We start from the raw sequence: 12022 nt of genomic DNA, 5'->3' as shown, positions 1-12022 counted from the left end.
GCGGGCTTCTTAGCCCGCACAAAGCTGAAGAATTAACGCTCGCTCTTAATAAGAGTCTGTTGACATAGATGCCCTAAAACTACGGAATTCTCTGGACTGCCGACTCCTACACTCGGGTCTTCGTTAAGCCTTAGGTACCATGAGCCGTAGTTGTAGTCAGTTTTCCACGTATTCCTGTAAGTTCCCGAGTAGTCGACAAAGGTCGTGCTCCAGTCTCCATAGCAAGCCCCCAGATTTATGGTGCCACGAGCCCATCCATTGATATCAGTTTTTGCAGGATGCGAACTATAAGGCTCCTGCCCGAGACGCGTTCGCGGTAACAGATGGAGTACGGGTGTGACCCCCTTTATCGGAGTGTTGGTGCTGTCTGTCAGCAACATCGACCACTTCACCTGTTTATAAGCCTGTGTCGTCATGCATCGCTGCCCATATGCCAATGGAGCGGAGTATGGAATGCGAAGGGCATTCGACTCTCCCTCAACGTAGTGATTACGCATGAAGGGCGTTGAGCCGATAGTCAGGCGATAGCGCAGATGGGGAGTCAACGCCACTGCCGGGTTGGGGCGAACCCGAACTTGGAGGCGCTCATTAGCTGGCAGCCCTTTGATATTCAGTCGCATGTCCTTGGTCTCCTGCTGCCAGACACCGTTGTTGTAGACCTCCAGCAACCAGCGATTGCTCGTCCCTGAATCCTCCCCCGTCAGCATGAGCCGCAGGGTCTGCCCACGAACACTGGTGAACTCGTAATAGTCGTAATCCCAGGCACTGTCCGAGTTACCCGTGATGACGTTCAGGGTGTCGGGCAGGATGGTGGCTGACTCGGGGCTGTCGTTGGGTTCATAGGCATCGATCGGGGCGGCGACCAGTGCGCCGAAGCCGACGGGCGAGCCGTCAGAGGCAAGGGCGTTCATCAGCCAGTAGTAATGACCGGGTGGCGTGACGGCAAGGATCGATTCGTCCGCATTGCCGGGTTGGCTGGAATGCCCAACCAACTGAAGGTTGCCATTACCGTCGTCTCTCAAAAGGAATAGTTCGAAGTCAGTGCCTGGGCTCTGCTCTGTGACAACGGCTTCGGTCTTGGAATGCTGGCCGATTTCGAAGTGGTAGCAGTAGCTGCCCCTCGTTGCACGCCGGAAAGGGTGTACAGCTGGTTGATTGAAAGCGATGTGCAAAGCGGGGTGTAGGCGTTGCTGCGTGCTTGCAGGCTGTTGCTTCCGCTCACGGGAGCCTTGGGCACTGGAGCGGCTGGATCAGGCGCCTCCTGCTCCGGTACTGATGGGACCGGGAGAGTGGTGGGGAGGTTGCCGGGTAATGGCACCTGCCGCAGGACGGCGGGTGGCGCAAAATGGGATTCGGCAGTAATGGTGCTACCCGGCGGCAGCTTGGGGGTGTCGGCCAGCGAGTTGGAAGCATGGGCGCCAAGCATGGCCAGCAGCATTAGCTGGGGAGCGTGGAGCGTGGTTTTGAGGGGTGGCATCGGCTTCATCCTTGTGTCTGTAGAAGGGCGAGCGCAGATGCTAGGGCGACCCCGTAGATCACCATCCGGCGCGGCGTCAGTGGTTTTTGCCGCAGTTTTAGAGCAGGTGCTTGTATGGCAAGGGGGCGCGGGAAATGGGTAAAGAAATCTGACCGGCAGATTGCCCCGCAGGCGCATCGGGCTCAGGCCTGTTCCTTCAGGGTGATAGGCGCAATGACGGGGGTGGTCATGCCGCTGTCGGTAGGCACGGCCAGGCTGGCAATGGCAGGCGTCGTGGCGATGCGATCGCCCAAGCAGGCGCTCATGTGCGAAGGCGGCGTTGGATGTATGAGGCTGAGCCGAGCGCCTGCCGGCAAGGGCTCGCCCTAGAGACAGTACCGAGCTTCAGGTGCCCTTCGGCAGCCTCAGTCACTCTCCAATACGAATATCCCCACCTGCGGTTCCGGGCTCAGCCAGTGGCGGGCGAGGCGCCAGCCGGATTCGGCGGCCATCTCGGCGATGCCTTCCAGGCTGTACTTGTGCGAGCACTCGGTGTGCAGGCGCTCCCCGGCGGTGAAGTGGAAGCGCCGGCCGGCGGCGCGGACTTCCTGTTCGTGGAGGCTGACCAGGAACATCTCCATGCAGCGGTCCTGCGCGTTCCAGCGCGCCAGGTGGGCGAAGGCGTCGAGGTCGAAGTCGCCACCCAGCTCGCGGTTGATGCGGGCGAGCAGGTTCTTGTTGAACTGTGCGGTGATGCCGTCGGCGTCGTCGTAGGCGGCTTCCAGGGTGGCGACATCCTTCTGCATGTCCAGGCCGAGGATCAGGCGTGAGTCGCGACCGAGGAAGCGGCGCACCGAGCGCAGGAAGCGCAGCGCCTGCGCCGGGCTGAAGTTGCCCAGGGTCGAGCCGGGGAAGAAGGCCACGCGTGCCCGGGAGGCGGCCGCCTGTGGCAGGTGCGGCAAGTGGGTGAAGTCACCCACCTGGGGCAGTACGCACAGTTCCGGATAGGCGCCCTGCAACATGGCGGTGGCCTTGCGCAGGGCCGACTCGCTGATGTCGATGGGCAGGTAGAGCCCGATCTGGGGCGCCGCGTCCAGCAGCAGGCGGGTCTTCAGGCTGGCACCGCTGCCGAACTCCACCAGCGCCGCGCCACGGGGAATGACCGCCGAAAGCTCCTTGGCGATATCGCCCAGCAGCGCCGTTTCCATGCGCGTGGGGTAGTACTCGCGGGTGCGGCAGATGGCTTCGAACAGCTCGGAGCCGGCAGCGTCGTAGAAGTACTTGGGCGGCAGGCTCTTGTTCGGCGCCCCGAGCCCGCTGCGCACGTCCTCGGCGAAGCCTTCATGCTCGCTGGCCTGCTCGCCGCTGCTGGCGTCGCGGGCCAGTCGCAGGCCGGAGAACATCCAGCGCTGGCCCGGGTAGAAGAAGTTGCGGTAGCTGGGCCGTGCATGGCCGGCTGGGGTGACGCTGGCGCCGCCGCGCAGGACCATCTGGCTGACCATGAACTTGCCGTTGTACTCGCCTACCGCGCCGGCGGAAGGGTGGAAGCCGGGGTAGGGCAGGTATGCGCTGCCGGTCCATTGCCAGGCGCAATCCTCCACCTGGCCAAGCAGCCCGGCACGCGCGGCGACTTCCCATTCCGCTTCGCTGGGCAGGCGGGCGTCCGCCCAGGTCGCGTAGGCGCAGGCTTCGTAGTAGCTGATGTGGGTCACCGGTGATGTCGGCTGCAGCGGGCGCAGGCCGCCGAGGCCCATCTCCATCCAGCCCGTATCACCCTGTCGCCAGTACAGGGGCGCTTGCCAGTCCTCTTCCTGCACCTTCGCCCAGCCTTCGGAGAGCCAGAGGTCGGCGCGGGAGTAGCCACCTGCCTCGATGAACGCCAGCCATTGGGCGTTGCTCACCAGGCGGTCGGCGATCTGGAACGGGGGCAGGAATACCTGATGGCGCGGGCCCTCGTTGTCGAAGGCGAAGCCCTGGCCGTCATGGCCGATCTCGACCAGGCCGCCAGCGAGGGCGATGAAGCGCGCCGGCCGGTCGCCACCCGGCTCGCGCCAGCGGGTGTCATAGGCCGGGTTCAGGGGCGAGCGGCTGAACAGGTGCAGCAGGTCCATGAGCAGCAGTTCCTGATGCTGCTGCTCATGGGCCAGGCCAAGTTCCACGAGGGCGCCCAACTCGTCGGTGATGCCGTCCTGCAGCAGTGCGTGCATGTGTTCATCGATGTAGCGGCGGTAGGCCATGACCTGCGACACCGGTGGTCGTGTCAGCAGCCCGCGCTGGGGGCGTGGCTGGCGTGGGCCGAGGGCCTCGTAGTAGGAGTTGAAGAGGTAGGCGAAACCTGCGTCGAAGACCTTGTAGTCCGCCAGGTTGGGCGCCAGCAGGAACGTCTCGAAGAACCAGGTGGTGTGGGCGAGGTGCCATTTGGCCGGGCTTGTATCGGGCATGGACTGCACCACCATGTCCTCTTCGCTCAGGGGCGCCACCAGGGATTCGCTATGGCTACGGACTTGCAGGTATCGGTCGAGCAGCGTGGTGCGGTTCATCGGCCTCTCTCTCAGTGCTGTTGGCAGGACTGTTGGATGCGCGTGATGGCATGCCCGAACGGCAGGCAGGGCGGCAGATCCCGACATTGGGGGTCATAGGGTCTGATGCCTTGGGTTCCAGGAAAGTTCGTGTGGTTTTCGCCTGTCCGGAGTGGGGCGGCGGCTGCATGCTCCGGGGTCGGGGCGCTTCGATGCAGAGGGTCACGCACCGCCACGCTGCACGAGCGCAGATGTTAATTCTATCTTTAGATATGGCTCATAACCTGTTGATAAATAGACTTTAAATCTCAAAATATTTTTCATTTCAAGCTAACCATGGGCGCTCGCTAGGCAATGCGCGTCACACCTTGCTGATTGGGCCTGTCGCCCTGGTGCTGAGGGGGGGGCTGGCGACAGGTTTCCTAACTTTCGACTTTATGAATGACTCATAACCAGTTGATATAGTTGGATTTATAAAACTTTAAGTGAATTCTAGGTTTTGCCTGGGCATGGGCTTGTGGCGGGCATGCAGGCATCGATCAGCCTGAATCTTTGCAGGTGTTGGCCGGTCCACCTTGAACACGCCAAGCAGGAGAGCCGCCATGAGCAGCAGTGAACGAAAGCCCTATACCCCTCGCGAGATCGACGACATCGAGGACCGCATGGGTTCCATGGAGCAGCTGGATTTCAGTGACCGCAAGGACGAGCGCCAGGGGCGCGTGGGCGACCTGCGTCCGGAGCAAGAGGTGGAGCGTGAGTTCCCTGACCGTCGCGTGCGTGAGGCCGGCATGTCGGGCGGCGAGACGCTGGGGCGCAGCCTGCATGAGGACGGCGTCTCCGCCGATGACCTCAGCCCCGAGACCTTGATCGACGAGAACGAGACCCGTGTCGGTCGCGACCCGGGTGGCGTAGTGCCGGCGGACAAGGACCTGTCCGTGGTGGGGCGCGACGAGATCGCCGCTGGCGATGGCCTGGATGAGGCCGAGGAAGCACGCACCCGACCGCTGCACGGCAAGCCCTGGGATGGCGAGGCGCAGTAGCCCGCAGCCTCCGGGAAGGCTCTACGCAGGATGGGTAGAGCCACGCGACACCCATTCGGTGCCGGCAACGAGACGTAGCCCGGGCTTATACGGTGCGACGCTGTTCACCAATCGCCGCAAGCCCGCCCAGGGCGTACGTCAGCATGTGCTCCAGCAGCGGTTGAGGTTCCGTATCCAGGCCCGGGAGCACGGTCGTGCTGAGGGTGTCGTGGGCGATCAACAGGAACAGGCAGGGCGAAAAGATATTCAGGGCACTGCGCAGCACGGCCGGATCATCCTCCGGGAGGCCCAAGAGCTCGCCGATGATGCGGCGGGTGGCGAGGGCCTTGGGGAAGGACTCTTTCTTCAGCACGGCCGGCAGCAGCGGGGAGGGTGACAGCAGTTCCCGCGCCAGCACCTTGGCGGGCCAGGCCAGGCGAGGGCTGCCGAGACTCGCCAGCAGCTCCGTGATCAGCCGGCGCAGTTTTTCCTCGCCGGTGAGCTCGCTGGCCGTCAGCGCTTCCAGCGTCTCCAGGGTCATGATGCGCTGGTGGGCTTCCAGCAGGACGGCGGTGTAGAGGCCGTCCTTGCCCTCGAAGTGGTAATTCACGGCGGCGACGTTGGCCTGCGAGCGCGCACAGATCTCCTTGCTGGTGGCATTGGCGAAGCCGCGCTCGGCGAAAACTTGCCCGGCGATCTCGAGAATCTGCTGGCGTGTGGCCCGCCCATCCTGGCGAGGCGCCCGGCTGGGGGCCTGCTGCTCGGTAGTTGTCATGGAACCGACTCTTTCCGTCTTAGTTTAAATTCAAATTTGACTTTGCTTTTAGTCTGTCCTAGCGTCTCAGGGGCCGACACCTTCCCGCAGGAAGGTGAGATATGTGATCCGTCCGCACCTGATCCCATCGAGCCAACGATGCAGGTTACTTCAATGCAAACACGCGTGATGGTGCCATTCAGTTATTTTTCCCTGCCGATGCAGAAGCAGTTCCTGCGCAATCGCGAAGCGATCCGCGGCAAGCCCTATGCGCGCTTTTTCAGTGGCGAGATGCGCGTCCCGCTATCGGCCATGCGTTTGCTGCAGCAGGGGCCTTTACCCCAGGAGCGGACGCTGAGCCCCTCGGTCGAGGATATCAATCGGCTGCTCGACCCCGACTACCCCAGCGCGGAGGCCGGGTACGCACTGTTGAGCGGGCCGATGGCCTATGTCCAGAGCCGCAAGTTCTTTCCGGGCTGCAGCGCACGCATGTTCGAGTGGTGGTTCCTCTGGCACCCGCTGGAGGCTGAGCGCTACATGCTCTGGTTCCCCTATGCCCATGTGAAGAACCCTTGCCTGAACGCCCACAAGCTCTGCGACACCGAGCGCTGCTTCAGGCACCGGCTGTACGGCAACAGCTTCTGTGCCACGGAATACGTGGGCTCACGGCTGTTGGACCTGAAGATCGACTTCCACGAGCCGGTGCAGCTGGGGCTGGACCCGGCGCTCTACCGCGAGGCGAAGATCGACGGCAGCGTCAGCGCGTTGATGAGCCTGGCCCAGAAGCCGGACGTGCCGGTGTCGCTGATGATCCATCTGTTCAAGGAAACGGAGGAGGGGATGTGGCTGACCAGCCGTTACTGGGTCGGTGCACACCCGTCGATGGCGCGGTTCCCCGGCGCTGAGCGGGCGGAGGCCTTGCTCGCTGGGCTGGGACTGGATGCTGCCGGGCTGGAGGAGCTGGCATTCGAGTTCGCGGTGCACGACCTGTGCGAGTTCAATCACCTGGCGAGTTTCCTGCCGGAACTCTACCGCGAGTTTTCAGGCCAGCCGGCCTGACGCTCGAGCGACCCGCGATCCCTGCGGGTCCTGCTCTGGTCTCAAGCGGTGGGGGAGGCGCAGACACCGTTGATCAGCAAGTTGATGAAATCGTCGATGTCCTGCTCGGCACGCAACTGATCGGTGAGCAGCCGGTACCAGCAGAAGCCGAAGATCATGTCGAGCAGCAGGTCCTGGTTGATGTCCTTCGGCAGCTCACCCCGCATCACCGCATTTTCCACCAGGCGCTTGGGGACTTCCCGGCGCCGTTCCATGAACTGGTCCTTGAGCTCCTCGAGCGTTTCCGGGTCCAGCTGGGCTTCCGCGATGACGCTGCGAAAGGCCAGGCCGCAAATGGTCTCCCGCCAGATATTCCACAGATTGTGCAGCAGGAAGGAGAGATCTTCGCGGAACGAGCCCAATTCCGGAAAAACCCTGACCTGCTCGCTTTCCTTCTCGTAGACCTCGGCAATGAGGGCTGCCTTGTTCCGCCACCAGCGATAGATCGTCGGTTTGCTGGCGCTGGCCCGTCGCGCGACGGATTCGATGCTCAACCCCGCATAGCCACTTTCCATCAGAATTTCTGTCGTCGATTTGAGGATGGCTTTGTGCGCATGCGGGCTGCGTAGCGAGCCGATGGAGCTCCTGGAGCGGGTTCGATTCAAGGCAAAGTCCCCATAGAAAATGTATTGACAAACGAATTCTAAGGTATAGGCTCGTTTTTACGAAACGATACGGACCGTTTCTGTTAGTTGTTCTGTAACAAAATCCCTCTTGAGATGAGGGGATCGGGTCGGCGGTCACATATCACAGGCAGATAGAACCAAGGCTACCGGTTTCCCTTTCTCTTTAGGTGACGGCTGTTGAATTGTTTCCTAAATACGATACGGCACGTTTCGTATCTCTGATAAGAGGCAACGAATACGAATAGATTTTCACGCAGTGCCCATCTGCAGCGTCAATGCGCTGAGAAATGCAGCACGCCCAAGCGTTAGCGCTGCGTGGCGGTGGTCGGTGCCCGTGACAACCTGCGGACGTCGCGGATACCTGTGGTGAGCGGACACCGCTTCGTTCCCACCTAGCAGAACAACAACAAGCAGGAACTCCTTTTCGATGTGATTTGCGTGCTGCCCATTCCGGACGGCAAGGGATGGCTTGTCTCAATGAAAATGTGCTCAAGAGGAATACGACCGTGCATAAGACAGGAATTGTCAGTTACGGCTACGGGCTGCCCGTGTGCCGCCTGAAAGTCGAAGAGGTGCTCAGCGTCTGGCGTAACGCCGACCTGAGACTGGTCAGGGATCAGTTAGGGATAACCGAACGTGCCGTGCTCCAGCCGGACGAAGATGTGATCACCCTGGGTGCCATCGCGGCCCAGCAAGCGGTGGAGCAGGGCGGTATCGCCGAGCTCGACGCCCTGTACCTGGGAACCTGCACCAACCCCTATGAATCCCGCGCCTCGGCGGCGGTGATTCTGGAGATGCTCGGCAGCGGCTACGACGCGTTCTGCGCCGACGTCCAGTTCGCCGGCAAGTCCGGCACCTCGGCCCTGCAGATCGGCCACGCCCTGGTCGCCTCCGGCATGGCCCGCAACGCCCTGGCCATCGGCGCCGACACCATCAACCGCAACACCGCCCCGGGCGACCTCACCGAAGCCTACGCCGGCGCCGGTGCCGCCGCGCTGCTGCTGGGCCGCGACAACCTGATCGCCGAGTTCGACGGCAGCTTCTCCTGCGCCGCCGACGTCGCCGACAACATCCGCCCGCAAGGCGAGCGCTACATCCGTTCCGGCATGGGCCTGGGCTCCGACAAGAACAGCATCGGCCTGGAAGAGCAGACCGCTCGCGCCGTGCACGGCCTGTTCAGGAAGCTCGGCACCTCCAGCCATGACTACGACTACGCGGTGTTCCAGCAGAACCTCGTCTCCACCCCCCGCTCGCTGGGCCGTCACCTGGGCTTCGAGCCGGGCCAGATCGAGCCCGGCATCTACGCTGGCAGCGTCGGCGACACCGGCTCGGCCAGCCCGCTGCTGGGGCTGATCAACGTGCTCGACCAGGCACGCCCGGGGCAGAAGATCCTCCTCTCGTCGTACGGGTTCGGCGCCGGCAGCGATGCCATCGCGCTGACGGTCACCGACGCCATCCTCGCCTACCAGCAGCGCGCCAAGCCGCTGCGCAAGGTGCTGGAGAACAAGGTGTACGTGGATTACGGCACGTCGATCAAATACGAATTCAAGTATTTGCGCGCCGACTACGCCCTGACCGCCTACCTCTGACCGCCCGTACTGCAAGGAGCACAACCATGACTGCACGTCGCGTTGCAATCGTGTCGGCCGCCCATACGCCGAAACCCGGCAACTCCCGCGTCCGGCAGACCTTCAAGGAAATGATCGTCGAGTCCGCCTACGAGGCCATCCACGCCGCCAAGATGCACCCGCGGGAAATCCAGGGCGTCGCCTACGGCTACCACGGCGAGGGCATCTCCGAATACGGCGGCCTCGGCCCGACCCTGTCCGACGCCCTCGGCATCAGCCCCGCGCCCACCTTCATGAGCACCGCCAACTGCACCAGCAGCTCGGTGTCGTTCCAGATGGCCCACCAGATGGTGGCCTCCGGTGAGTACGACATCGTCCTGTGCGGCGGCTTCGAGAAGATGACCGATCACTTCAACTACGCCGAGTACATCGGCTCCAGCACCGAGTGCGAGTACGACTACTTCCTCGGCATCTCCCACACCGACGCCTTCGCCCTGGCCACCGCCGAGTACTTCCACAAGTACGGCTACGCCGGTCGCGAGGCCGACGTGCTCGCCAGCTTCGGCCGGCAGATGCGCATCTACGCCCACAACACCCCCGGCTCCACCCGCTACGGCCACCCCATCCCCAGCCTCGAAGAGCTCAAGCGCACCGAGGCCTGCGGCTCCATGCTCGCCTGGGGCGAGGCCAGCGGCTGCGCCATCCTCGTGGCCGAGCACCTGGCCCACAAGTACACCGACAAACCGGTGTTCGTGCGGGGCTGCGCCTACACCGGCGTGTCGCACTACTACGGCACCCGCTACCACAACCCGACGCTGAAGTACCCGGGCCTGCCCCAGGACGTCGGCATGGCCGTCTCGGCCAACTCCATCGCCTGTGCCGAGATCGCCTACAAGAAGGCCGGCATCACCGCCAAGGACATCGACGTCGCCCAGGTCTACGACCTGCTCGGCGCCGGGCTCATCCAGATGGAATCCATGGGTGTGTGCAAACCCGGCCAGGCCGGCGACTTCGTCCGCGAGGGCGGCATCGCCCTGGACGGCCAACTGCCGTTGAACACCGACGGCGGCAACATCGGACGCGGCCACGCCTCCGGCGCCGACGGCATCCTGCACATCACCGAACTGTTCCGCCAGTTGCGCGGCGAGTCCACCAACCAGGTTCCCGGCGCCCGTATCGCCGTCTCGCAGAACCTGGGGGGTTACGCCGCCCACAACTCGGTGATCGTCCTGGCCAACGACTGAGGAGTGTCGACCATGTCTCTCTACCCCGAACAGATCCACCGGATGACCACCGCCAGCATGCTCCGCGAATGGCGCGAGCACGGCGGCAAATACCGGCTCGAAGGCAGCCGTTGCGACGAATGCCACGAGATCTTCTTCCCCCGGCGCACCGTCTGCGGCGCCTGCAACTCGCTGAAGGTCAGCGCCTACCGTTGCGAGCGCACCGGCCATATCGAAGTCATGGCCAACGCCGAGAACCCGATCCTCGCGGCCATGGGCTACGGCGAAGTGGTGCCCCGGCACATCGCCATGGTGCGGTTGGACGACGGCCTGGTGATCGCCTCCGAGATCGTCGACGTCGTCGACCCGGCCCAGCTCAAGGTCGGCGCCCGCGTGAGGATGGTGGTGCGCAAGCAGGTGCGTGAAAGCAACCTGGCCTGGCAGTACGCCTACAAGTTCGTACTCGACCACTGAGGCTCTTGCCGCGGGGCCCGGAAGGGCTCCGTGGCAGCTAAAACAAGAACGTCATTTTCCGGCGTGCGGTTTACGCCCTTTTCTCCTGCCGCTGCCCCCCGGGAAGTGCTGGCCCACGCCAGCGCTGACGGGCTTGGCTGTGCCTGAAGAACGGGTTCTTACCCACTGAATGAACAAATTTTGAACGATCAACGAGGATTCAACATGTCGACTCTTTGCCAACCCCACGTACTGTTCCCGCAACACAAGATCACCCAGCAGCAGATGATCGAGCACCTGGAGAACCTCCACGGTGACCATCCGCGCATGGCCCTGGCCAAGCGCATGATCCTCAACACCGAGGTCAACGAGCGCCACCTCGTGCTGCCCATCGATGAGCTGGCGATCCACACCGGCTTCACCCACCGCAGCATCGTCTACGAGCGTGCCGCCCGCGAGATGTCCTCCGCCGCCGCCCGCCAGGCGCTGGACAACGCCGGCCTCAAGCCCGAGGACGTGCGCATGGTCATCGTCACCTCCTGCACCGGCTTCATGATGCCGTCGCTCACCGCCCACCTGATCAACGACCTCGGCCTGCCGAACTCCACCATCCAGCTGCCCATCGCCCAGCTCGGCTGCGTGGCCGGCGCCGCCGCCATCAACCGCGCCCACGACTTCGCCACCCTGAAGGCCGACAACCACGTGCTGATCGTCTCCCTGGAGTTCTCCTCGCTGTGCTACCAGCCGGACGACACCAAGCTGCACTCCTTCATCTCCGCGGCGCTGTTCGGTGATGCCGTCTCCGCCTGCGTGCTGCGCGCCGACGACGAGGCCAAGGGCTTCCGCATCAAGGCCACCGACTCGTTCTTCCTGCCCAAGAGCGAGCACTTCATCAAGTACGACGTGAAGGACACCGGCTTCCACTTCACCCTCGACAAGGCCGTGATGAACTCCATCAAGGACGTCGCACCGGTGATCGAGCGCCTCAGCCAGGCCGGCTACCAGCAGAACTGCGCGCAGAACGACTTCTTCATCTTCCACACCGGCGGCCGCAAGATCCTCGACGAACTGGTCCGCCACCTGGACCTGCCGTCCGAGCGCGTCTCGCTCTCGCGCACCAGCCTCTCCGAGGCCGGCAACATCGCCAGCGTGGTGGTCTTCGACGTCCTGCGCCGGCAGTTCGACAGCTCCCCCAAACCCGGCAGCAAAGGCCTGCTCGCCGCCTTTGGGCCGGGCTTCACCGCCGAAATGGCACTCGGTGAATGGGCAGCCTGAGTACCCTCGGGCACGGTGGCGCGGGGTAACC

11 protein-coding genes are annotated in these 12022 nt (G+C 63.3%); 6 read left to right on the top strand and 5 right to left on the bottom strand.

Annotated features, from left to right (window positions below; translation table 11 throughout):
- Positions 1-32 precede the first annotated feature (32 nt).
- From ACYJSS_RS18690 to egtB, 3 genes are all read right to left on the bottom strand, one after another.
- Entirely contained in the window at positions 33-1022 is a 990-nt protein-coding gene (locus ACYJSS_RS18690; protein WP_236204832.1) for a hypothetical protein, read from the bottom strand.
- Entirely contained in the window at positions 1019-1477 is a 459-nt protein-coding gene (locus ACYJSS_RS18685) for a hypothetical protein (protein ID WP_236204833.1), read from the bottom strand. The genes ACYJSS_RS18690 and ACYJSS_RS18685 overlap by 4 nt, the downstream gene beginning before the upstream one ends.
- Before the next feature lie 404 nt (positions 1478-1881).
- Entirely contained in the window at positions 1882-3996 is a 2115-nt protein-coding gene (egtB, locus tag ACYJSS_RS18680) for an ergothioneine biosynthesis protein EgtB (protein ID WP_236204834.1), read from the bottom strand.
- A 581-nt stretch (positions 3997-4577) separates the two neighbouring features.
- Here egtB and ACYJSS_RS18675 point away from each other — a divergent pair.
- Complete coding sequence (locus ACYJSS_RS18675; RefSeq protein ID WP_111263606.1) at positions 4578-5015, top strand: phosphotransferase system, HPr-related protein; 438 nt, start codon at positions 4578-4580, stop codon at positions 5013-5015.
- An 85-nt stretch (positions 5016-5100) separates the two neighbouring features.
- On the opposite strand, the gene ACYJSS_RS18670 is transcribed toward ACYJSS_RS18675, so the two are convergent.
- A complete protein-coding gene (locus ACYJSS_RS18670) occupies positions 5101-5769 on the bottom strand; it encodes a TetR/AcrR family transcriptional regulator (RefSeq protein ID WP_111263607.1) in 669 nt (222 codons plus the stop codon).
- Positions 5770-5922: 153 nt separating this feature from the next.
- Between ACYJSS_RS18670 and phlG the strand changes: the two genes are divergently transcribed.
- Complete coding sequence (gene phlG / locus ACYJSS_RS18665; protein ID WP_236204835.1) at positions 5923-6807, top strand: 2,4-diacetylphloroglucinol hydrolase; 885 nt, start codon at positions 5923-5925, stop codon at positions 6805-6807.
- Positions 6808-6848: 41 nt separating this feature from the next.
- Here phlG and ACYJSS_RS18660 read toward each other — a convergent pair whose 3' ends face one another.
- Entirely contained in the window at positions 6849-7451 is a 603-nt protein-coding gene (locus tag ACYJSS_RS18660) for a TetR/AcrR family transcriptional regulator (protein WP_111263608.1), read from the bottom strand.
- Between the two features lie 527 nt (positions 7452-7978).
- Between ACYJSS_RS18660 and ACYJSS_RS18655 the strand changes: the two genes are divergently transcribed.
- From ACYJSS_RS18655 to ACYJSS_RS18640, 4 genes are all read left to right on the top strand, one after another.
- On the top strand, positions 7979-9061 hold the full coding sequence (locus ACYJSS_RS18655) for a hydroxymethylglutaryl-CoA synthase (protein ID WP_236204836.1): 1083 nt from the start codon (positions 7979-7981) through the stop codon (positions 9059-9061).
- 26 nt (positions 9062-9087) lie between these two features.
- Positions 9088-10284 carry a thiolase family protein gene (locus tag ACYJSS_RS18650; RefSeq protein WP_044402899.1) on the top strand — a complete coding sequence of 399 codons (1197 nt, stop codon included), beginning with the start codon at positions 9088-9090 and terminating at the stop codon, positions 10282-10284.
- Positions 10285-10296: 12 nt separating this feature from the next.
- Positions 10297-10737 (top strand): Zn-ribbon domain-containing OB-fold protein, encoded by a 441-nt coding sequence (locus ACYJSS_RS18645; protein ID WP_044402896.1) that lies wholly within the window; start codon positions 10297-10299, stop codon positions 10735-10737.
- Between the two features lie 204 nt (positions 10738-10941).
- Positions 10942-11991, top strand: a complete 1050-nt coding sequence (locus ACYJSS_RS18640) for a type III polyketide synthase (RefSeq protein ID WP_236204837.1) — start codon at positions 10942-10944, stop codon at positions 11989-11991.
- The last annotated feature ends 31 nt before the right edge of the window (positions 11992-12022 follow it).

The sequence above is a fragment of the Pseudomonas sp. No.21 genome, assembly GCF_054558415.1.
Note: the sequence above shows the minus strand (reverse complement) of the source record. Positions and strands in the feature narration are given on the sequence as shown.

Bases quoted from the DNA above. Each gene is read 5' to 3' on its own strand.
- ACYJSS_RS18685 (WP_236204833.1), bottom strand. From the start codon at position 1,477: ATGCCACCCCTCAAAACCACGCTCCACGCTCCCCAGCTAATGCTGCTG.
- egtB (WP_236204834.1), bottom strand. From the start codon at position 3,996: ATGAACCGCACCACGCTGCTCGACCGATACCTGCAAGTCCGTAGCCAT.
- ACYJSS_RS18675 (WP_111263606.1), top strand. From the start codon at position 4,578: ATGAGCAGCAGTGAACGAAAGCCCTATACCCCTCGCGAGATCGACGAC.
- ACYJSS_RS18670 (WP_111263607.1), bottom strand. From the start codon at position 5,769: ATGACAACTACCGAGCAGCAGGCCCCCAGCCGGGCGCCTCGCCAGGAT.
- phlG (WP_236204835.1), top strand. From the start codon at position 5,923: ATGCAAACACGCGTGATGGTGCCATTCAGTTATTTTTCCCTGCCGATG.
- ACYJSS_RS18650 (WP_044402899.1), top strand. From the start codon at position 9,088: ATGACTGCACGTCGCGTTGCAATCGTGTCGGCCGCCCATACGCCGAAA.
- ACYJSS_RS18645 (WP_044402896.1), top strand. From the start codon at position 10,297: ATGTCTCTCTACCCCGAACAGATCCACCGGATGACCACCGCCAGCATG.
- ACYJSS_RS18640 (WP_236204837.1), top strand. From the start codon at position 10,942: ATGTCGACTCTTTGCCAACCCCACGTACTGTTCCCGCAACACAAGATC.